General features: G+C 65.2%; 19 protein-coding genes and 1 tRNA gene. 5 read left to right on the top strand and 15 right to left on the bottom strand.

Annotated elements, in window-relative coordinates:
• Positions 1-7 precede the first annotated feature (7 nt).
• On the bottom strand, positions 8-184 hold the full coding sequence (locus CFB40_RS38570; protein ID WP_089430887.1) for a hypothetical protein: 177 nt from the start codon (positions 182-184) through the stop codon (positions 8-10).
• 136 nt (positions 185-320) lie between these two features.
• Between CFB40_RS38570 and CFB40_RS06960 the strand changes: the two genes are divergently transcribed.
• Positions 321-491, top strand: coding sequence for a hypothetical protein (locus CFB40_RS06960; RefSeq protein ID WP_171026759.1), 171 nt, complete (start codon positions 321-323; stop codon positions 489-491).
• A 205-nt stretch (positions 492-696) separates the two neighbouring features.
• On the opposite strand, the gene CFB40_RS06955 is transcribed toward CFB40_RS06960, so the two are convergent.
• Positions 697-1,503: a GNAT family N-acetyltransferase gene (locus tag CFB40_RS06955; RefSeq protein ID WP_011351620.1), complete on the bottom strand. Its 807-nt coding sequence runs from the start codon at positions 1,501-1,503 to the stop codon at positions 697-699.
• A gap of 170 nt (positions 1,504-1,673) precedes the next feature.
• Positions 1,674-2,135 carry a phosphohistidine phosphatase SixA gene (gene sixA, locus CFB40_RS06950; protein ID WP_089425011.1) on the bottom strand — a complete coding sequence of 154 codons (462 nt, stop codon included), beginning with the start codon at positions 2,133-2,135 and terminating at the stop codon, positions 1,674-1,676.
• Positions 2,136-2,275: 140 nt separating this feature from the next.
• Here sixA and CFB40_RS06945 point away from each other — a divergent pair.
• Positions 2,276-2,352 (top strand) — tRNA-Pro (locus CFB40_RS06945).
• 352 nt (positions 2,353-2,704) lie between these two features.
• Entirely contained in the window at positions 2,705-3,139 is a 435-nt protein-coding gene (locus CFB40_RS06940) for a hypothetical protein (protein WP_089425010.1), read from the top strand.
• Positions 3,140-3,248: 109 nt separating this feature from the next.
• On the opposite strand, the gene ppx is transcribed toward CFB40_RS06940, so the two are convergent.
• Entirely contained in the window at positions 3,249-4,763 is a 1,515-nt protein-coding gene (gene ppx, locus CFB40_RS06935; protein WP_046545374.1) for an exopolyphosphatase, read from the bottom strand.
• Between the two features lie 279 nt (positions 4,764-5,042).
• Here ppx and ppk1 point away from each other — a divergent pair, with 279 nt between their 5' ends.
• Positions 5,043-7,106, top strand: a complete 2,064-nt coding sequence (gene ppk1, locus CFB40_RS06930; protein WP_089425009.1) for a polyphosphate kinase 1 — start codon at positions 5,043-5,045, stop codon at positions 7,104-7,106.
• A 131-nt stretch (positions 7,107-7,237) separates the two neighbouring features.
• Here the strand turns inward: ppk1 and phoR are convergent, their stop codons facing one another.
• From phoR to CFB40_RS06870, 11 genes are all read right to left on the bottom strand, one after another.
• Positions 7,238-8,557: a phosphate regulon sensor histidine kinase PhoR gene (gene phoR / locus CFB40_RS06925; RefSeq protein ID WP_089425008.1), complete on the bottom strand. Its 1,320-nt coding sequence runs from the start codon at positions 8,555-8,557 to the stop codon at positions 7,238-7,240.
• A 57-nt stretch (positions 8,558-8,614) separates the two neighbouring features.
• Complete coding sequence (phoB, locus tag CFB40_RS06920; RefSeq protein ID WP_027787869.1) at positions 8,615-9,316, bottom strand: phosphate regulon transcriptional regulator PhoB; 702 nt, start codon at positions 9,314-9,316, stop codon at positions 8,615-8,617.
• 30 nt (positions 9,317-9,346) lie between these two features.
• Entirely contained in the window at positions 9,347-10,051 is a 705-nt protein-coding gene (phoU, locus tag CFB40_RS06915) for a phosphate signaling complex protein PhoU (protein ID WP_089430886.1), read from the bottom strand.
• A gap of 18 nt (positions 10,052-10,069) precedes the next feature.
• A complete protein-coding gene (gene pstB / locus CFB40_RS06910; RefSeq protein WP_089425006.1) occupies positions 10,070-10,918 on the bottom strand; it encodes a phosphate ABC transporter ATP-binding protein PstB in 849 nt (282 codons plus the stop codon).
• A 15-nt stretch (positions 10,919-10,933) separates the two neighbouring features.
• Positions 10,934-11,827: a phosphate ABC transporter permease PstA gene (gene pstA, locus CFB40_RS06905; RefSeq protein ID WP_089425005.1), complete on the bottom strand. Its 894-nt coding sequence runs from the start codon at positions 11,825-11,827 to the stop codon at positions 10,934-10,936.
• Positions 11,824-12,810, bottom strand: coding sequence for a phosphate ABC transporter permease PstC (gene pstC / locus CFB40_RS06900; protein ID WP_089430885.1), 987 nt, complete (start codon positions 12,808-12,810; stop codon positions 11,824-11,826). The genes pstA and pstC overlap by 4 nt, the downstream gene beginning before the upstream one ends.
• 94 nt (positions 12,811-12,904) lie before the next feature.
• Positions 12,905-13,939: a phosphate ABC transporter substrate-binding protein PstS gene (gene pstS, locus CFB40_RS06895; RefSeq protein ID WP_089425003.1), complete on the bottom strand. Its 1,035-nt coding sequence runs from the start codon at positions 13,937-13,939 to the stop codon at positions 12,905-12,907.
• Between the two features lie 453 nt (positions 13,940-14,392).
• Positions 14,393-15,748 carry a phosphoglucosamine mutase gene (glmM, locus tag CFB40_RS06885; RefSeq protein ID WP_089425002.1) on the bottom strand — a complete coding sequence of 452 codons (1,356 nt, stop codon included), beginning with the start codon at positions 15,746-15,748 and terminating at the stop codon, positions 14,393-14,395.
• Between the two features lie 28 nt (positions 15,749-15,776).
• Positions 15,777-16,670, bottom strand: coding sequence for a dihydropteroate synthase (gene folP, locus CFB40_RS06880; protein ID WP_143329818.1), 894 nt, complete (start codon positions 16,668-16,670; stop codon positions 15,777-15,779).
• 76 nt (positions 16,671-16,746) lie between these two features.
• Positions 16,747-18,645, bottom strand: coding sequence for an ATP-dependent zinc metalloprotease FtsH (ftsH, locus tag CFB40_RS06875; protein ID WP_039347669.1), 1,899 nt, complete (start codon positions 18,643-18,645; stop codon positions 16,747-16,749).
• A 166-nt stretch (positions 18,646-18,811) separates the two neighbouring features.
• Positions 18,812-19,474 carry an RlmE family RNA methyltransferase gene (locus tag CFB40_RS06870; RefSeq protein ID WP_046545366.1) on the bottom strand — a complete coding sequence of 221 codons (663 nt, stop codon included), beginning with the start codon at positions 19,472-19,474 and terminating at the stop codon, positions 18,812-18,814.
• Between the two features lie 193 nt (positions 19,475-19,667).
• Here CFB40_RS06870 and CFB40_RS06865 point away from each other — a divergent pair, with 193 nt between their 5' ends.
• The gene (locus CFB40_RS06865; RefSeq protein ID WP_089425000.1) at positions 19,668-20,195 is read left to right on the top strand and encodes a YhbY family RNA-binding protein; all 528 of its coding nucleotides are present in this window, start codon (positions 19,668-19,670) and stop codon (positions 20,193-20,195) included.
• Positions 20,196-20,253: the final 58 nt, after the last annotated feature.

Here is a 20,253-nt window from a genome sequence, read left to right as displayed (position 1 = left end):
CCAGCCGTTACTGCGTGGGTTTCGGCGGCGGCGCGTCGAGCATCGACGGCGGCGTCCTGTCGGTCGGCACGCCGTGATAGTCGGCCGGATCTTCCGGCGGATGGCCGCGACGGGCCTGATGCGGATCGCTGGTACAGCCGGCGAGCAAGGATGCGGCCAGCACGGCCAGCATGAAACGGGTCATCGGGTAGGGCTCCGGAAATCGGCGCGCCCATCGCACGCCGGGACCGCGCCGAGTCTAGCGGAAATCTCGCTTCGGAGTCGTGCCGCGCATGTCCTACTATGTACGCATGGCGCTGTGCCGTGGAAAGGAGGCTGCCATGTCGTCTGAAGAAATTGCCGGCCTGATCGGGTTGTTCGTCGGTCTGATGGTGCTCGTCGCCCTGTCGTTCTTCGAGTCGCGCGAATACAAGCGCAACCATGAAGGCGAAGGGATGATCCACCACTGGATGGCCGAACACCACCTGCTCGACTGGCGGCGCAAGCACTAAGCGCGCCGCTGCCGTCCGGCCCTTCCCCGGGCCGTTCTCGAACGTGCCGTCGCTCGGCACGGTGGTGATCGCGTATCGCCGAAATTAACAGGGTTCGACTCACACACATCGATCAGATGGACGAACGCCGTCGCGCGGCTCGTGCCACGCGACGGCGTTCGCTTGCGCGCGCCCGGGCGAGCGGGCGCGACGCGATTCCGACGGCTCAGCCCAGGAAGTGGCGGGCGTAGCGCGCGTTGATGTCGGACAGGCGGAACAGCGTCAGGAAATCCGCGCAGTTGAAGTCGGGATCCCAGGCCGGCGCACCGCAGATCTTCGCGCCGAGACGCAGGTAACCCTTGATCAGCGGCGGCGGCGCCACGACGGTGCCCGTCTGCAGTTCGTCGACCGGCAGGGCCGTGTGCGGGAACGCGCGATATTCCGGCGCCGTCAGCGAGCCTGCCGACAGCGACTGGTACAGGTTCGCCGCATAGTGGCCGCCGTCGGCCATCGACACGCTCGCGCAGCCGAGCATCGTCTCGTAGCCGTTCTGCATCATGTACGCGCCAAGGCCGCCCCACAGCGCCATGATGACGGCGCCGCTGCGGTAGTCGCTGTGCACGCACGAGCGGCCCACCTCGACCATCTTGCCGCGCAGGTGCGTGAGGCGCGACAGGTCGAATTCGCCTTCGGCGTACAGGCGGCCGACCCGCGCCGCCTGGTGCGGCGGCAGCACGCGGTACGTACCGACGACTTTCAACGTGTCGAGATCGCGAACCAGCAGATGGTCGCAGTACGCATCGAACGGATCGACGTCGAGACCGGACGGGCCGCTGACCTGCGCGCCCATCTCTTCGGCGAACACGCTGTAACGCAGGCGCTGGGCTTCGCGCAATTCGTCTTCCGTACGCGCCCATGCGGCGCGCAGGCGATACTCCGATGTGACGGTTTCAGCAGCGCGCGGCAGGTGACGCCGCGACGTGTCGAGGGGCAGCGAGGCAAAAGGGAGCGTAGGCGTCGGCAGTTCTCGCATTAGGCTTTCCTGGTCGTAAGGAATAGGGCGACATGCCCGCCAATGTAGTAATCGGCCGTGACCGTTATGTGGCACGACCGTGTCCTTTCAATGACGTGTCGCCGAATTGACTTTAGCAGAAAGCTTGCAGAACCGTACGATGAATCCCTTCAAAGCACTTCAGGCGGGCCTCACAGCAGATCGGGCGTCAATACCGCGCGCAATACGGCCTGCCGGCTGCCGTCACGCGTGCGGCTCGCCAGCCACACGATTCCGCCCTTCTTGACGCTCCAGCTGTCGTCGCCGCCGGCGATCAATTGCGCGGCAACGCTGCCGAGCGTCGGCTGGTGCCCGACGATCACGACCGTCGGCGCGATGCCTTCCGGCCAGCCGGCCGCCGCCAGCACGTCGTCGACGCTGCCGCCCGGCGCGAGCGCGTCGACCGTCCGGTACTGGTCGGTCAGCGCCTCGACCGTCTGCACGGTGCGGGCCGCCGGGCTCACGAGGATCACGGCGTTCGTCTCGAGCCGGCCACGCAGCCATTTGGCCATCGCCTGCGCGTCCTTGCGGCCCCGGACGGTCAACTGCCGCGCGAGATCGCTCGTCGCGTAGTCTTCGGCTTCGGCATGGCGCCACAGGATCAGGTTCATCATGATGTTCTCCTTGCTGCGGCGAGCGGGCCCGCCGATGACCGGGCGAATTGTCGCAAATTGCGGGCGTTTGCCGCCGCGGCATTTACCCGCATATAGGGATTGACCGGGTCAGATGTTCAACGATACAATCTTTGGCTCGTCGGAGCGTAGCGCAGCCTGGTAGCGCATCTGATTTGGGATCAGAGGGTCGTAGGTTCGAATCCTATCGCTCCGACCAAGGAATCAAGGGGTTACGGTTAATACCGTAGCCCCTTTTCCGTTTCTGGGCCCTTCAAGCGTCAACCGGGATTCCCGGTTCGCAGCGCCTCGATTCATTGTAGGGATCAATTGGGGCATCGACGCTACAACGATCCACGCAGCCTTGGGCGGCCATATTTCGAACGTCGGCACAAAGCAAATGGCTTAAGGCCTTGCGCTTTCAATGCAGGAAAGGCTGACTGGAAAGGATCGAGCGTCCACCTGGCCGGCCCGTCGAATCACCGACATACGGGCCAACGAGCCATCCGCAGCCCGCATACGGCACTTGCCGGAACACGCGATAATGCGCGTGGACAACCCTGCCTTCGCGCATGAAAAACAACATCCTCAAGACCGCCCTCTGCGCATCGCTGCTCGCGCTCGCGACTGCCGGCACCGCGTCGGCCAAGGCGCTCGACGACGCACTCGACTGCCACTCGACCGGCCACAAATTCGTCGCGCCGCTGCTCGCCGCCGGCGACATCCAGTCGGAGCCGATGCACGTCGAATCGAACTCGGTCAATGCATTCCGCACGAGCCACGCCCTGACGGCGTACGGCTTCGGCGTCTATGTCGTGCTCGGATACCAGGCGAACGACCCGATCTTCCGTCCGGGCGACGGCACGCCGATCGGCGACTGGGCCTATGGCGTCGTGGTGCGGGGCACGAAAAGCGCGGTGGAAGAAGCCGTGCGCAAGGCCGGCAGCGACGCGACCGTCAAGCAGGCGTTTCCGTTCCTGACTGCGATCGTCTGCTCGTCGGACTGAGCGGCCGTCAGGACGATGATGCGGCAAGCCTGAGGGGCACCAAGCCTGCCTGCTGCCCGGCCCCTCCCAGCCCCGCTATCGACCTCGCTTCGGCCTCGCTATCGGCCGGTTACGCGCCGGTATACACCACGCGATACGGGATACCGACCTTCTCCCACTCGGCCGCCTCCTGGCTGAGGCTGTAGTCGGTCAGCGGGTTCTGCTCGACCCACGCGCTCGGCAGGCGCACTTCATACCCGCCTTTCTTCATCTGCGAAACGGAAATGTCCGGCAGCCCGGCATCGGTCCGGCGCCGGCACAGCAGCGCCGCGAGTCGCAGGCAGAACAGCAGCGGCCACTCGACCTCGCGCGCCTGCGACAGCTTGCCGAGCTTGCCCGCGTGACCGAGCACGAGCGCGGCGAGGCGCGCCTGGTCGGTGCGCGAAAAACCCGGCATGTCCGCGTTGCTCGCAATATAAGCCGAGTGCTTGTGATACGCGCTGTGCGAGATCGACAAACCGATCTCGTGCAACGCGGCCGCCCAGCCGAGGAACATCCGCCCTTCCTCGCGCGCCTCTTCGTCGGCTTCCTCGAGTTCGTCGTAGAAACGCCCCGCCAGCGCGCCGATCCGCTCGGCCTGCGCACGATCGACACCGTAGCGGCGCGTGAAGCCCTCGACGGTCACCGCACGCATGTCCTCGTGCTGCGTCCGGCCGAGCAGGTCGTACAGCACGCCGAGGCGCAGCGCGCCGTCGGTCGTATCGACGTAGTCGACACCGAGTTCCTCGAACACCGCGAGCATGATCGCGAGGCCGCCCGCGAGCACCGGCACGCGATCGGGCTTCAGCGCGATCAGCTTCAGCCGATTGACGTTCTCCGACTTGATCAGCGCACGCTTGAGCCGCTCGAGGCCGCCGCGCGAAATGCCGTGCGTGATGCCCGGATCGTTGAAGCCGTTTGCCTCGACGAGTTCCGCGAGCGCACGCGCGGTGCCCGACGAGCCGATCGCCTGGTCCCAGCCGGCCTTCTTGTACTCGCTTGAAATGATCTGGATCTCGCGCTTGGCCGCGAGTTCGGCCTGCCGCATCGTGTATTCGTCGACGTTGCCGGCCGGGAAGAAGGTGCGGCTATGGCTCACGCAGCCGATATAGAGGCTCTCCATCACGATCGGCGTGTAGTGCGAGCCGATGATGAATTCGGTGGAGCCGCCGCCGATGTCGACGACGAGCCGCTTGCCCGCGCTCGCCGGCACCGAATGCGCGGCGCCCGCATAGATCAGCCGCGCTTCTTCGCGGCCCGCGATCACTTCGATCGGGAAACCCAGTGCCGCTTCGGCTTCGCCCAGAAATTCGCCCGCGTTCTTCGCGACGCGCAGCGTGTTGGTCGCCACCGCGCGCACGTGATCGGGATGGAAATCGCGCAGGCGCTCGCCGAACCGCTTGAGCGCTTCCCAGCCACGCTCCTGCGACGCGCGATCGAGCATCTTGTCGCTCGACAGGCCCGCGGCCAGCCGGACGGGCTCGCGCAGCGCGTCGACGGGATAGATCTGGCTGCCCGCCGGCGTTTCCTCGACACGTCCGACGATCAGCCGGAAGCTGTTCGAGCCGAGATCCACGGCAGCCAGCAAGTGGGGGGTTGTAACCATCAGAAGGGGGCTCCGTGCGCGTTCACCCGAGGCGGCCTGTGCGGCAACCGCGGACGATCAATCAAAGGCGACATTTTAAGCGTGGAACGCTTGCCATTGCCACGCTTCACGGGCATGCACACTGCTCGATTGCATATAGCCGAAACATTTATGAGACGAAACGGTTACAGCGTAGAATTTCCCGATATAAATACATCATTGTCATTCGCACGTCATCGTACCGTGAGAGTTTCCGAGCGTCCTTTCGAATCATCGCCCGAATCACCCCCTACTCTGCCGATGTCCGTCCGTTATCCGCTTCTCAATCGTGAACTCGGCATCCTCGGTTTCAACGAGCGCGTGCTGGCCCAGGCCGCTGATCCGCAAGTCCCGTTGCTCGAGCGCCTTCGCTTCATCTGCATCACCAGCAGCAACCTCGACGAATTCTTCGAAGTCCGGATGGCCGGGCTGCAGGAGCAGATCCGCGACAACCCCGGCGCACTGACGCCCGACGGCATGTCGTTACAACATGCTTACGACCTCGTCGTCGAACGCGCGCAGCGGCTCGTCCATCGACAGTACACGATGCTGCACGAAACCGTGCTGCCCGCGCTCGAACAGGAAGGCATCTACTTCCACGCGAGCGACACGTGGAACGACGAGCAGCTCGAATGGGCGCGGCGCTACTTCCTCGACGAGCTGCTGCCGGTGCTCACGCCGATCGGCCTCGATCCCGCCCATCCGTTCCCGCGCGTGCTGAACAAGAGCCTGAATTTCGTCGTCGAGCTCGAAGGCCGCGACGCGTTCGGACGCCAGGCCGTGATGGGCATCGTGCAGGCGCCGCGCGCGCTGCCGCGCGTCGTGCGCATGCCGCACGCGCTGTCGGGCTTCGAGCACGGCTTCGTGCTGCTGAGCTCGTTCATGCAGCGCTTCGTCGGCGAACTCTTCCCGCAGCTGAGCGTGAAGAGCTGCAACCAGTTCCGCATCACGCGCAACAGCGAGCTGTTCGTCGACGAGGACGAAATCACGAACCTGCGCGTGGCGCTGCAGGGCGAACTGCCCGCGCGCCACCTCGGCAATGCAGTGCGCCTCGAGGTGTCGGCCGACACGCCGCCGCACATCGTGCGCCGCCTGCTCGAGGAAAGCGAACTCGGCGAGAAGGACTGCTATCGCGTGGCCGGATCGGTGAACCTCGTGCGGCTGATGCAGATTCCCGATCTCGTCGACCGTCCCGACCTGAAGTTCACGCCGTTCACCGCGTCGACGCCGTCCGCGATCACGAACGCGCCGACGATGTTCGACGCGATCGACAACGGCGACATCCTGCTGCACCACCCGTACGAGAGCTTCCAGCCGGTGCTCGAGCTGCTGCAGCAGGCCGCGAAGGATCCGAGCGTCGTCGCGATCAAGCAGACGATCTACCGCACCGGCACGGATTCGCCGCTGATGGACGCGCTGATGGAAGCTGCGCGCAATGGCAAGGAAGTGACCGTCGTCGTCGAACTGCTCGCGCGCTTCGACGAGGAAACCAACATCAACTGGGCGTCGCAGCTCGAAGCCGTCGGCGCGCATGTCGTGTACGGCGTGGTCGGCCACAAGTGCCACGCGAAGATGATGCTGATCGTGCGGCGCGTCGTGCAGGCCGGCAAGGCGTCGCTGCGCCGCTACGTGCACCTCGGCACCGGCAACTACCATCCGCGCACGGCACGCCTCTACACCGACTTCGGCCTGATGACGGCCGACCAGAAGATCTGCGAAGACGTCCATCACGTGTTCCAGCAGCTGACCGGCATCGGCGGCGAACTCACGCTGCACGAGCTGTGGCAGTCGCCGTTCACGCTGCATCCGCGCATCATCGATTCGATCCGCGCGGAGATCGACAATGCGCGCGCCGGCAAGCGCGCACGCGTCGTCGCGAAGATGAACGCGCTGCTGGAGCCGACGGTGATCGCCGCGCTGTACGAAGCGTCGCAGGCCGGCGTCAAGGTCGACCTGATCGTGCGCGGTGTCTGCGCGCTGAAGCCCGGCGTGCCGGGACTGTCGGAAAACATCACCGTGCGCTCGATCGTCGGCCGATTCCTCGAGCACCACCGGATCTACTACTTCCACGCGAACGGCGCCGAGGAGGTCTATCTGTCGAGCGCCGACTGGATGGACCGCAACCTGTTCCGCCGCGTCGAAGTCGCGTTCCCGATCCGCGATCGCAAGCTCAAGCGGCGCGTGATCGCCGAGGGCCTGTCGGTGTGCCTCGGCGACAACCAGTCGGCGTGGCAGATGCACAGCGACGGTCACTACCGCCGCCGCCGCGCCGGCAAGACGATCCGCAACGCGCAACTCGGGTTGCTCGCGAAGTTCTGCTCCTGAAGAATCGGCCGCGCGGCACAAGTCGCGCGCCGCGTCGCTCCCAATAAAAAACGCAGCCGACTGGCTGCGTTTTTTGTTGCGGAGCCGGCCTACCTCCGCTCACCGAACGAGCGACGGATACCGTTACGCGATCATGCCTCGTAAGCGGCCGGCCGGATCGCGATGATGCGCGAGCCCGGGAAGCGCGCGGTGAACGTGCTGCCGCGCCCTTCCTCGCTCTGCACGTACAGGTGCGCGTCATGCCGCTGCAGCACGTGCTTGACGATCGCAAGGCCGAGCCCCGTGCCGCCGGTGTCGCGCGAACGGCTGCGGTCGACGCGATAGAAGCGCTCGGTGAGCCGCGGCAGGTCGGCGGCCGGAATCCCGAAGCCGCTGTCGGTGACGGAAAACACGCCCTGCGCGCCCTCGCGCCGCCACGTCACGACGATCTTGCCGCCTTCCGGCGTATAGCGGATCGCGTTCGTGACGAGGTTCGCGAACGCGCTGAACAGCTCCGTCTGCGCGCCGGTGACGCCGAGCGTCTCGTCGATCGAGAACGCGATGTCGTGATGCCCGTTCGACAGCGTCTGCGCGTCCTCCTTCAGATGGTCGAACACGGCCCGCATGTCGATCGCGCGATCGAGCGGCGGCTTGCTCTCGCCTTCCAGCTTCGCGAGCACCAGCAGGTCAGTCACGATGTGCCGCATCCGCGAGGCCTGCTGCTCCATCATGTCGAGATAGCGCGCGCGGTCTTCCTCGTTCAGCGGCAGCTCGCGCATCGTCTCGAGGAACCCCGACAGCACGGTGAGCGGCGTCTTCAGCTCGTGCGACACGTTCGCGACGAAGTCACGCCGCATCGCGTCGGTCCGCTCGAGCTCGGTGATGTCCTGCGTGAGCAGCAGCTTGCGATTCTCGCCGTACGGAAACACCTGCACTTCCAGCACGTTCTGCCGCGAATCGCCCATGCCGCGCATCACGAGCGTCTCCTCGTAATGCTGCGCGTTCAGATAGCGGACGAACTCGGGATGGCGCACCAGGTTGGTGATGTGCTGGCGCAGGTCGCGCTTCGCGTCGAGGCCGAAATGGACCTCGGCGATCGCGTTGCACCACTCGATCTGGTCGTGATCGTCGAGCATCGCGACACCGTTCGGCGACGCCTGGATCGCCTGGATGAAGCGCGAATGCTGCTGCTCGACCTGCCGCACCTGCGCATGCCACTGCTTCGCGAGCTTGTGCAGACGATAGTAGATCTCGCCCCAGATGCCCGGCGCGCTCGGCACCTCGCCATAGACGGGTGCATCGAGCAGTCGCCACAGACGCTGCGTATGAAAGGTGCTGAAAAAGCCCTGCGCGACCAGCATCACGACCACGAACACGAGGCCCGCGGTCGGGCCGGCGAAGACGCCGACCAATACGCCGATCAGCACGAGCAGCACGAGCGACACCAGAAAGCGCGCCCAGATGATGTTCATGATTCAGCGCCCGAAAGAATGAACGGCATGCCGTGGCACACGGCATGCGTGGATACGTTACGCGTGCTTGGCGAGCCGGTAGCCGCTGCCGCGCACGGTCTCGATCATCGCATCGCAGCCGGCCGGTTTCAAGGCCGCGCGCAATCGTTTGATGTGCACGTCGACGGTGCGCTCCTCGACGAATACATGGTCGCCCCACACCTGGTCGAGCAGTTGCGTGCGGCTGTGCACGCGCTCCGGATGCGTCATGAAGAAATGCAGCAGGCGGAACTCGGTCGGGCCGAGATCGAGCTTGATCTCGCTGCCTTCCGCATGCGCGGCGACGCGATGCGTGGCCGGGTCGAGGCGCAGCCCGTTGATCGACACGACGTCCTCGGTCAGCTGCGGCGCGCGACGGCGCAGCACGGCCTTGATCCGCGCCATCAGCTCCTTCGGCGAGAACGGCTTCGTCACGTAGTCGTCCGCGCCGATTTCGAGGCCGAGCACCTTGTCCTGCTCATCGCCACGTGCAGTCAGCATGATGATCGGGATGTGCTTGGTCCGTTCGTTGTTGCGCAGGTCGCGCGCGAACGCAATGCCGGACTTGCCCGGCAGCATCCAGTCGAGCAGCACGAGATCGGGCAGCACGTCGCTGATCAGGTTCTGCGCCTGTTCGGCGTTGTACGCCCGAATCGGGCAGTGACCGGCGTGCTGGAGATTCACCGAGATCAGTTCGGAAATCGCGGGCTCATCTTCAACGACGAGAATGTTGCTGGGCATCGGCACCTCTGTTCTTCCTTACGGAGTCGATTAACTGTTGGCTTCGCGATCGAGCGTGTCGCGCGGCTGGTGCCGCACGTCGGTGCCCTTCACGATGTAGATGATGAATTCGGCGATGTTCTTCGCGTGGTCGCCGATCCGCTCGATCGCCTTCGCGATGAACAGGTAGTCGAGGCCGACCGAGATCGTGCGCGGATCTTCCTGCATGTACGACACGAGCTTGCGCACGAACGCACGGAATTCCTGGTCGATTTCCTTGTCGTCCTTGACGATCTGCGCGGCGGCCACGGTATCGAGACGCGCAAACGCGTCGAGCGCGCGGCGCAGGATCGTCACGGCCATCTCGCCCGACACCTTGATCTCGGCGATGTTGACCGTGCGCGCGGTCGGCTCGTCGACCAGGCGGCGCACGCGCTTCGCGATCTTCTCGGCCTCGTCGCCTGCGCGCTCGAGGTTCGTAATCGTTTTCGAAATCGACATCAAAAGGCGCAGGTCACGCGCGGCAGGCTGCCTCCGCGCGATGATGTTGCCGCACTCCTGGTCGATGTCGACTTCCATCGTGTTCAGGACTTCTTCGTTCGCGATCACCTTCTCGGCCGCATCGCGATCGAATTCGTTCAGCGCGTGCATCGCGCCGACGATCTGCGACTCGACGAGCCCGCCCATTTCCAGCACTTTCGACGACACCGCGTTGAGATCGGCGTCGAACTGGCTCGACAGATGTTTATCCGACATGGCTGTTGTTCTCCGTCATCAGCCGAAGCGGCCGGTGATGTAGTCTTCCGTTTCCTTGCGCACCGGCTTGATGAAGATCTTTTCGGTCTCGCCGAATTCGATCAGCTCGCCCAGGTACATGTAGGCCGTGAAATCCGAGCAGCGTGCGGCCTGCTGCATGTTGTGCGTGACGATCACGACCGTGTAGTCGCTCTTGAGCTCCGCGATCAGCTCCTCGATGCGGCCCGTCGAGATCGGGTCGAGCGCCGAGCACGGTTCGTCGAGCAGCAGCACTTCCGGACGGATCGCGATGCCGCGCGCGATGCACAGACGCTGCTGCTGGCCGCCCGAGAGGCCGTAGCCGCTCTGGCTCAGCTTGTCCTTCACTTCGTTCCACAGCGCGGCCTTCGTGAGCGCCCACTCGACGCGATCGTCCATCTCCGAGCGCGTGAGCTTTTCGAACATCTTCACGCCGAACGCGATGTTGTCGTAGATCGACATCGGGAACGGGGTCGGCTTCTGGAACACCATGCCGATCCGCGCGCGCAGCAGCGAGATGTCGCGCTTCGTCGTCAGCAGGTTCTCGCCGTCCATCAGGATTTCGCCTTCGGCGCGCTGCTCCGGATAGAGCGCGAACATCTTGTTGAACGTGCGCAGCAGCGTCGACTTGCCGCAGCCCGACGGGCCGATGAACGCCGTCACCTTCCCTTCGGGAATGCTCAGGTTGATGTTCTTCAGCGCGTGGAACTTGTTGTAGAAGAAGTTGAGGTTGTTGACCTCGATCTTCGCGTTCAGCGGCTCGAGCGGACGGCCGTGCGCCGCGTCGTGCGTGCCGGCGGGCGCAGCGGTGCGCTCGACGGGATTCAGGTGGCTTTCTGCCATATTCATCGGATTGCTCCGCCGTTACTTTTTCGAGAAGATCGAGCGCGCCAGGATGTTGAGTCCAAGCACCCCGAGCGTGATCAGGAACACGCCCGCCCATGCGAGCGACTGCCATTCCGCGAACGGGCTCATCGCGAACTTGTAGATCGTGACGGGCAGGTTCGCCATCGGCTGGCTCATGTCGACCGAGAAGAACTGGTTCGACAGCGCGGTGAACAGCAGCGGCGCCGTTTCGCCGGCGATCCGCGCGACGGCGAGCAGCACGCCCGTGATGATCCCGCCGACCGACGCGCGCAGCGTGATCTTCAGCACCATGCGCCACTTCGGCGTGCCGAGCGCGAAGGCCGCTTCGCGCAGTGCGTTCGGCACGAGCTTCAGCATGTTCTCGGTCGTGCGGATCACGATCGGAATCTGCAGCAGCGCGAGCGCGATCACGCCGGCCCAGCCTGAGAAGCGCCCCGACTTTGCAACGACGATCGCGTACACGAACAGGCCGATGACGATCGACGGCGCGGACAGCAGGATGTCGTTGATGAAGCGGATCGTGCTCGCCAGCAGGTTCTTCTGGCCGTATTCGGCGAGATAGACGCCCGCCAGGATGCCGATCGGCGTGCCGACCAGCGTGCCGAAACCACACAGCAGCAAGCTGCCGACGATCGCGTTCGCGAGACCGCCGCCTTCCGTGTTCGGGGCCGGCGTCGATTCCGTGAACAGTTGCAGCGACAGGCCGCCGACGCCGAGATGCACCGTCGTGTAGAGAATCCACACGAGCCACAAGAGGCCGAATGCCATCGCACCGAGCGACGCGGCGAGCGCGATCGCGTTGATGGCCTTGCGCTTGCGCTGCAGGCGGTTGCGCATCGCGTCGAGCACGGCGCCGTCCGGACCCGGGAAATTCATGATGGGCTCGCTCATTTCTTGCCCTCTCCCTTCTCGAGACGAAGCAGCAGCAGTTTGGAGATGGTCAGCACGATGAACGTGATCACGAACAGGATCAGGCCCAGCTCCATCAGCGCGGACGTATGCAGGCCCGGCTGCGCTTCCGCGAATTCGTTCGCGAGTGCCGACGTAATGCTGTTGCCCGGCGCGAACAGCGACACGCTGTCGAGCAGGTTCGTGTTGCCGATCACGAAGGTCACGGCCATCGTCTCGCCGAGCGCGCGGCCGAGGCCGAGCATCACGCCGCCGATCACGCCGGTCTTCGTGTAGGGCAGCACGACCTTCCACATCACTTCCCAGGTCGTGCAGCCGATCCCGTACGCCGACTCCTTCAGCAGCACGGGCGTGACCTCGAACACGTCACGCATCACCGATGCGATGTACGGGATGATCATGATCGCGAGGATCACGCCGGCGGCCAGGATGCCGATACCGATCGGCGGGCCGGCGGTCAGCGGGCCGAGCACCCACACGTCCTTGAACAGGCGGCCGATCGGCTTCTGGAAATATTCCGCGAAGATCGGCGCGAACACGAGCAGGCCCCACATGCCGTACACGATCGACGGAATCGCGGCGAGCAGCTCGATCGCGATGCCGAGCGGGCGGCGCAGCCACACGGGCGACAGCTCGGTGAGGAACAGCGCAATGCCGAAGCTGACCGGCACCGCGATGACGAGCGCGATGACCGACGTCACGATCGTGCCGTAGATCGGCACGAGCGCGCCGTAGATGTCCGAGTTGGGATCCCACTCGGATTGCCACAGGAAGCCGAGGCCGAACTTCTGGATGGTCGGCATCGACGCGATGATCAGGGAAACGATGATCCCGCCGAGCAGCAGCAGGGTCACGATGGCGGCAAGCCGTGCGAGACCGCCGAATACGACATCCCCGAGGCGGCTCGGCGCGCGTTGCTGCGCAACGTCGGCGGACCGTGAGGACGTATAGGAAATATCAGACATGGGTGCCTGCGTTTGATTGCCGGGCGCCGTAACGCCCGGCTTTACCGCACACACTGCCCGACCGGCACGGCCGGGCAGCGAACCGCTGCAATGCTTACTCGGCGGCGACCGGCTTGCCCGAAGCGTCCGTCACCTTGACCTTCCACTGCTTGCGGATTTCCGCTTCGACTGCCGGCGGCAGCGAGATGTAGTCGAGGCTGTCAGCAGCCTTCTCGCCGTTCTTGAACGCCCAGCTGAAGAACTTCAGCGTTTCCACGCCCTGCTCCGGCTTGTCCTGCTTCGCGTGCAGCAGCACGAACGTCGCGCCGACGACCGGCCATGCTTCCTTGCCCGGCTGGTTCGTCAGGATCTGGTAGAACGACTTCGACCAGTTCGCGCCGGCAGCAGCGGCCTTGAACGTTTCCGTCTTCGGCTCGACCACCGTGCCCGTCGAGTTCTTCAGGGCCGTGTAGACCATGTTGTTCTTCTTCGCGTACGCCCATTCGACGTAGCCGACCGCGCCCGGCAGGCGCTGCACGAACGCTGCGACGCCGTCGTTGCCCTTGCCGCCCGTGCCCGTCGGCCAGTTGACCGTCGTGCCTTCGCCGACCTTCGACTTCCACTCGTCGTTGACCTTCGACAGGTAGTTCGTCCAGATGAAGCTCGTGCCCGAGCCGTCAGCGCGGCGAACCACGGCGATGTCCGTGTCCGGCAGCTTGACCTTCGGGTTCAGCGCGGCGATCGCCGGGTCGTTCCACTTCTTGATCTTGCCGAGGTAGATGTCGCCGAGCACCGGGCCCGACAGCGTCAGTTCGCCCGGCTTCACGCCCGGCACGTTGATGACCGGCACCACGCCGCCGACCACCGTCGGGAACTGGAACAGGCCTTCCTTCGCGAGCTCGTCATCCTTCAGCGGAGCGTCCGAACCGGCAAAATCGACCGTCTTCGCGACGATCTGCTTCAGGCCGCCCGACGAGCCGATACCTTGGTAGTTGACCTTCGCGCCGCCGGTCTGCTGGTAGTCAGCAGCCCATTTCGTATAGATCGGCATCGCGAACGTGCTGCCTGCGCCCGTGATGTCGGCAGCGTGGGCGGCGACGGCGAAAAGCGCGCCAGCCAGGCCGGCAATCGCGGTTTGCATCAATTTCATGAGACCTCCAGTGTGTGAGCGGATGACTACGGCACCGCGAAGGTTAGGGGCTCCTCATGACGGTAATGTGACAATCGATGAAACTGGCGTGACAGTAACATGACTGGTTGAAAGGGAGTATCGGGTGCGGCGGGCGCGGCGCCCGGGCGGCGCCGGAACGGTGGCGGCGGCAAGAATTGCCTGCCTGGAAGGGACGGAGATTTCCCGTCTTACATCGGTGCGAGCGGATCGTAGCGCGGTGTCCGCGCCATGGAAAGCCCCCGCTTGTGGCTGCCCCGATATCAGGGGTCTGACGATTTTTCGACCCTGGATTGCGGGGGCGACGCGCCCTTCTCTCTATAGGTATCGCAAACCTTTGCGTCTGACGAAAACACGGCGCCCCGAAGGCGCCGTGTGCGGGTTCACCGGAACACCGGCGCGCAGGTGTTTGACCTGACGCGCCGGGCCCGCGCGTCAGGTCGTCGCCGCGCGCACCGCGTCGGCGATCGTCTCCGCATGGCGCACCGCGTCGGCGGCCTGCTGCGCCTCGACCATCACGCGCAGCACGGGCTCCGTGCCCGATGCGCGGATCAGCACGCGGCCGCTGCCGGCGAGCGCGGCTTCGGCTGCGTCGATCGCGGCGCGAATCGACGTGCTGCCCTTCCAGTCGGCACCCGGCTTCATCCGCACGTTGATCAGCTTCTGCGGGAACAGCGTGACGCCGTCGAGCATCTGCGCGAGGGTCTTGCCGCTGCGCTTCAGCGCGGCCAGCACGAGCAGCGCCGACACGATGCCGTCGCCGGTCGAGTGGCGATCGAGCGACAGGATGTGGCCCGACCCTTCCGCGCCGAGCTGCCAGCCGTGTTCGCGCAACTGCTCGAGCACGTAGCGATCGCCGACCGCCGCGCGGACGAACTTCACGCCCTCACGCTGCAGCGCGACTTCGACCGCGAGGTTCGTCATCAGCGTGCCGACCGCGCCTTCGACCTTGCCGTCGGTCGCGATCCGGTCCTTCACGAGCACGTAGAGCAGCTCGTCGCCGTTGTACAGGCGACCGGTCGAGTCGACCACTTGCAGGCGGTCTGCATCGCCGTCGAGCGCAATCCCGAGATCGGCGTGGTTCGCACGCACCGCGCGCACCAGCGCGTCCGGCGCGGTCGCACCGACACCATCGTTGATGTTGAAGCCGTTCGGTGCGACACCGATCGGGATCACGTCCGCGCCGAGCTCGTGGAACACGTGCGGCGCGATCTGGTACGCGGCGCCGTGCGCGCAGTCGATCACGAGCTTCAGCCCGCGCAGGTTGAATGCGGCAGGGAACGTGCTCTTGCAGAACTCGATGTAGCGGCCGGCCGCGTCGTCAAGGCGGCGCGCCTTGCCGAGACCGTCGGACGATGCGCACTCGAGCGGCTTGTCGAGCCACGCTTCGATCTCGGCTTCGGTGTCGTCCGGCAGCTTGTTGCCGTCGGCGGAGAAGAACTTGATCCCGTTGTCGTGATAGGGGTTGTGCGATGCACTGATCACGACGCCCGCCGACAGGCGCAGCGCGCGCGTCAGGTACGCGACGCCCGGCGTCGGCATCGGGCCGGCCAGCATCACGTCGACGCCGGCCGCCGAGAACCCGGCCTCGAGCGCGGCTTCGAGCATGTAGCCCGACACGCGCGTGTCCTTGCCGATCAGCACGGTCGGGCGCGAGCCTGCCGCGACATCGGCCGAGCTGGCCAGTACCTTGCCGGCTGCGTAGCCGAGACGCAACACGAAATCCGGCGTGATGGGCGCCTCGCCCACCGTGCCGCGAATGCCGTCCGTGCCGAAATATCGACGTCCCATGGTGAATCTTCCTCCTTCGTCTTCTGACTTATCGTTGCCGCGCGGCTTCGCGCACGGCAACCCAGATTTTCAGCGCGTCGACCGTTGCCGCGACGTCGTGCACGCGCACGATCGCCGCCCCACGCTCGACCGCGCACACCGCGGCCGCCACGCTCGCCGCGACGCGCTCCATCGGCGGCTTGCCGCCGATCACCGCGCCGAGCATCGACTTGCGCGACATGCCCGCGAGTATCGGGTACGCGCGGCCGTCGGGCCGCACGGGTGCCGTGTCCGGCAACGCGGCCAGCAACGCATAGTTGTCGTCGACAACCGCCTTGCCGAATCCGAAGCCGGGATCGACGCAGATCCGCTCCGGCACAATCCCCGCATCGCGCAGCGCCAGCGCGCGCTCGGCGAGAAAATCGCGCACGTCGGTCACGACGTCGCCGTAATCGGGTTCGCCGACCTGCATCGTCTGTGGCTCACCAAGCATGTGCATCGCACACAGCCCGCAGTTGCCGTCGCGCACCGCGTCGATCGCGCCCGGCTGGCGGAACCCCCAGATGTCGTTGATCAGGTCGGCGCCGGCAGCCAGCGCCGCACGCATCACGGCCGGCTTGTAGGTATCGATCGACAGCGGCACGTTCAGCGGCCGCAGCGCTTCGACGAGCGGGATCACGCGTGCAAGCTCCTCGTCGAGCGGCACGGGCGGCGCGCCGGGGCGCGTCGATTCGCCGCCGATATCGAGAAGGTCGACGCCTTCGGCAATCATCCGCTCGGCCTGGCGCAGCGCATCGTCGCGCGCGAGGAAGCGGCCGCCGTCGGAGAACGAATCAGGCGTGGCGTTGAGGATGCCCATCACGAGCGGGCGTTCGAACGTCAGTTCGAAGCGGCCGCACCGGAGTGGCGCGGGAGTGTATGGGGAAACAGCGGAATCGGACACGAGCAACTGGCGTGAATGAATGCAAAACGGGCCGGTGTGAAGCCACACCAGCCCGTGAACGGCGCTAAAGCGGAGATTATGCCGCCGGCGAAGCAGGCGCCGGCGCGTTGGCGGGCTTCACCTCGGCGCTGCTGCCACCGCCCGACGAATCGCCGCCGACAGCCGGCGAGCTCTTCGGGGAGCGCGGCGGACGGCCTTCCATGATGTCGTTGATCTGATCGGCATCGATCGTCTCCCACTCCATCAGCGCGGCGGTCATCGCTTCGACCTTGTCGCGGTTCTCTTCGAGCAGGCGGCGCGCAAGGCCGTACTGTTCGTCGAGCACACGGCGGATTTCCGAATCGACCTTCTGCTGCGTCGCTTCCGAGATCGTGCGCGTGAAGCCGCGGCCGAACGGCGATGCATCGTTCTCATCGTCGACGTAGACCATCGGCCCGAGCGCGTCGGTCATGCCGAAACGGGCCACCATCGCACGCGCCGTCTGCGTTGCCTTGTTGAAGTCGTCCGATGCGCCGGTGCTGACCAGGTTCATGAACAGCTCTTCCGCCACCCGGCCACCGAACAGGATCGCAAGGCGGTCCATCAGGTAGTCCTTCGAGTACGTTTCGTTGTCATGCTCCGGCAACTGCCACGTGACACCCAGCGCGCGACCGCGCGGGATGATCGTGACCTTGTGCACGGGGTCCGCCTTCGGCAGCAGCTTCGCGATCACCGCGTGGCCCGACTCGTGATAAGCGGTCGCACGCTTCGCTTCTTCGCGGATCACGGCCGACTTGCGCTCCGGACCCATGAAGATCTTGTCCTTCGCGTCTTCGAAATCCTGCATCTCGACGATACGCTTGCCGCGACGTGCGGCGAACAGCGCAGCCTCGTTCACGAGGTTCGCGAGATCGGCGCCCGAGAAGCCCGGCGTGCCGCGTGCGATGACTGCCGCGTCGACGTCGTTCGCGATCGGCACCTTGCGCAGGTGCACGCGCATGATCTGTTCGCGGCCGCGGATGTCCGGCAGACCGACGTAGACCTGGCGGTCGAAGCGGCCCGGACGCAGCAGCGCCTTGTCGAGCACGTCGGAACGGTTGGTTGCGGCGATCACGATCACGCCCGAGTTCGCCTCGAAGCCGTCCATCTCGACGAGCATCTGGTTCAGCGTCTGTTCGCGCTCGTCGTTGCCGCCGCCCATGCCGGCGCCGCGATGACGGCCGACCGCGTCGATTTCGTCGATGAACACGATACACGGTGCATGCTTCTTCGCCTGCTCGAACATGTCGCGCACACGCGCCGCGCCGACACCGACGAACATTTCGACGAAGTCCGAACCCGAGATGCTGAAGAACGGCACCTTCGCTTCACCCGCGATCGCGCGGGCCAGCAGCGTCTTGCCGGTACCCGGAGGGCCGACGAGCAGCACGCCGCGCGGAATGCGGCCGCCCAGCTTCTGGAATTTCTGCGGATCGCGCAGGAAGTCGACGAGTTCGGACACTTCCTCCTTCGCTTCGTCGCAGCCCGCGACGTCGGAGAAGTTCACCGCGTTGTTGTTCTCGTCGATCAGCCGCGCGCGCGATTTCCCGAACGAGAATGCGCCGCCTTTGCCGCCCCCCTGCATCTGCCTCATCATGTAGAACCAGAACACGATGATCAGGATCGTCGGCCCGAGATAGTACAGCGCGGACATCAGCGCGTTCGGCTCGTCGTCGGCCTTGCCGCTGACCTGCACGCCGTACTTCATCAGATCGCCAACCATCCAGATGTCGCCGGGCGACACGATCTGGTATTTCTGGCCATCAGCCGGAGTGACGGTGAGGTTGCGCCCCTGAACGATGACGTTCTTGACCTTGCCGTTCTTGGCGTCGTCCATGAACTGCGAATAGGACACGCCTTCCTGGACGCGGGGCTTGTCGAACTGCTTGAACACCGTAAACAGCACCAGTGCGATCACCAGCCACACCGCTGCCTTCGAAAACATATTGTTGTTCAAAGCACCACTCCTTCACTCGTAGACGAGCGCCTACATTTTCCTTGCGGCGCCCCTCGGTCATTCTAATCCAGTCCGACCACCCTCGCCATAAGCATTGACAACCGCCGCGATAGCGCTTCGCTTGTCTGGCAAGGGCCGGAGCCCGTTTGCGGCACCTCGCTGCGCATCAGCGCGGACGTTTCAGATGCCGACCCAAAATGAACGTTTCGGACGATTTGTCGCGGGACGCCTTCGGCTTGCGCGGCGCGACGGTCTTAAACTGCTGTTTGAATTTCTCGACGATCTGGCTGTAGCCGCTGCCGTGAAAGCATTTCACGAGCAGCGCACCATCCGGCTTCAGATGATTCTGCGCAAATTCGAGCGCCAGATCGCACAGATGCTCGATGCGCGCCGCGTCTGCCGAGGCCACGCCAGAGAGGTTGGGGGCCATGTCGGAAATAACAAGGTCCACCGCGCGCCCTTCGAGCACTTCTTCGAGCTGGTGAAGGACTTCGTCCTCGCGGAAGTCGCCCTGCAGGAAGTGGACGTCGGCGATCGGCTCCATCGGCAGGATGTCGAGCGCCACGATCGTGCCGTCGATGCCGCCTTCGCGCTCCGCGTCGCGCTTCTTGCCCTGCGCGAGCTTGTTGCGGGCATACTGGCTCCAGCTGCCCGGCGTCGCGCCGAGGTCGACGATCACCTGGCCCGGACGGATCAGCTTGTCCTGCTCGTCGATTTCCTTCAGCTTGTACGCGGCGCGCGCGCGATAGCCCTCCCGCTGCGCCATTTTGACGTAGGGGTCGTTGATGTGGTCGTGCAGCCAGTGCTGGTTGAAGCGGTTTTTTGCCATTCGAGAGAGAGATTGCTGCCAATTGCTTCGTGAAGCCGCGCTTTTAGCGGATAATACGCGTCTTCTTCGCGCGGCTGCGGCCCCTTTTCAGGCCCAAGCCGCGATTTTACGTGGTTTCGGCGCACGGCTGACGCGGTAACTACCCGCGATCGCTATTCAGTCAGCGCGCCCTTATTTAGATTTCGACATTTCCATGCCCGCCCTTTCGCTTTCTCCCGCCGAGCGCTCCGCGCTGCGCTCCCAGGCCCATGCGCTCAAGCCCGTCGTGCTGATCGGCGCCGAAGGGCTCACCGATGCCGTGCTGAAGGAAATCAAGGTGCACCTCGACGCGCACCAGCTGATCAAGATCCGCGTGTTCGGCGACGAGCGCGACGAGCGCATCGCGATCTACGACGAGATCTGCGACCGCCTGAGCGCGGCACCGATCCAGCACATCGGCAAGCTGCTGGTGATCTGGAAGCCCGAAGGCGCCGCAGCGGCTCCGGCTCGCGGCCGTCGTGCCGGCACCGTGCCCAGCGCGGCCGAAGCCGTCGACGACAAGAAAGGCCGTGCACCGCGCACCGTCAAGGTCGTCAAGGTATCGCCGAACGCGAGCCCCGTGCGTCGCCCGCGGCCGGTCAAGGTCACGGTGCGCGGCAACGAGCGCGTGACGGCAGGCGGCAACGTGAAGCGCGCCAAGAAGCGCCAGGCCAGCACGAAGCGTCCGTTCCAGGACAAGTAAGCATCGAGGCGGCACGGCTCACCGTGTCGCCACCCTGCCGCGCGGGCCCGGCCTCGAC

It is taken from the genome of Burkholderia sp. AU31652 (assembly GCF_002223155.1).
In the GTDB taxonomy this organism is placed as follows: domain Bacteria; phylum Pseudomonadota; class Gammaproteobacteria; order Burkholderiales; family Burkholderiaceae; genus Burkholderia.
Note: the sequence above shows the minus strand (reverse complement) of the source record. Positions and strands in the feature narration are given on the sequence as shown.

Excerpts from the sequence above, each read along its gene's own strand:
- ppx (WP_046545374.1), bottom strand. The coding sequence starts at position 4,763 with ATGGTTACAACCCCCCACTTGCTGGCTGCCGTGGATCTCGGCTCGAAC.
- pstA (WP_089425005.1), bottom strand. The coding sequence starts at position 11,827 with ATGAGCGAGCCCATCATGAATTTCCCGGGTCCGGACGGCGCCGTGCTC.
- phoR (WP_089425008.1), bottom strand. The coding sequence starts at position 8,557 with ATGAACATCATCTGGGCGCGCTTTCTGGTGTCGCTCGTGCTGCTCGTG.
- glmM (WP_089425002.1), bottom strand. The coding sequence starts at position 15,748 with ATGGGACGTCGATATTTCGGCACGGACGGCATTCGCGGCACGGTGGGC.
- CFB40_RS06955 (WP_011351620.1), bottom strand. The coding sequence starts at position 1,503 with ATGCGAGAACTGCCGACGCCTACGCTCCCTTTTGCCTCGCTGCCCCTC.
- sixA (WP_089425011.1), bottom strand. The coding sequence starts at position 2,135 with ATGATGAACCTGATCCTGTGGCGCCATGCCGAAGCCGAAGACTACGCG.
- CFB40_RS38570 (WP_089430887.1), bottom strand. The coding sequence starts at position 184 with ATGACCCGTTTCATGCTGGCCGTGCTGGCCGCATCCTTGCTCGCCGGC.
- CFB40_RS06960 (WP_171026759.1), top strand. The coding sequence starts at position 321 with ATGTCGTCTGAAGAAATTGCCGGCCTGATCGGGTTGTTCGTCGGTCTG.
- pstB (WP_089425006.1), bottom strand. The coding sequence starts at position 10,918 with ATGAATATGGCAGAAAGCCACCTGAATCCCGTCGAGCGCACCGCTGCG.
- pstC (WP_089430885.1), bottom strand. The coding sequence starts at position 12,810 with ATGTCTGATATTTCCTATACGTCCTCACGGTCCGCCGACGTTGCGCAG.
- CFB40_RS06940 (WP_089425010.1), top strand. The coding sequence starts at position 2,705 with ATGAAAAACAACATCCTCAAGACCGCCCTCTGCGCATCGCTGCTCGCG.
- phoU (WP_089430886.1), bottom strand. The coding sequence starts at position 10,051 with ATGTCGGATAAACATCTGTCGAGCCAGTTCGACGCCGATCTCAACGCG.
- phoB (WP_027787869.1), bottom strand. The coding sequence starts at position 9,316 with ATGCCCAGCAACATTCTCGTCGTTGAAGATGAGCCCGCGATTTCCGAA.
- ppk1 (WP_089425009.1), top strand. The coding sequence starts at position 5,043 with ATGTCCGTCCGTTATCCGCTTCTCAATCGTGAACTCGGCATCCTCGGT.
- CFB40_RS06865 (WP_089425000.1), top strand. The coding sequence starts at position 19,668 with ATGCCCGCCCTTTCGCTTTCTCCCGCCGAGCGCTCCGCGCTGCGCTCC.
- pstS (WP_089425003.1), bottom strand. The coding sequence starts at position 13,939 with ATGAAATTGATGCAAACCGCGATTGCCGGCCTGGCTGGCGCGCTTTTC.
- CFB40_RS06870 (WP_046545366.1), bottom strand. The coding sequence starts at position 19,474 with ATGGCAAAAAACCGCTTCAACCAGCACTGGCTGCACGACCACATCAAC.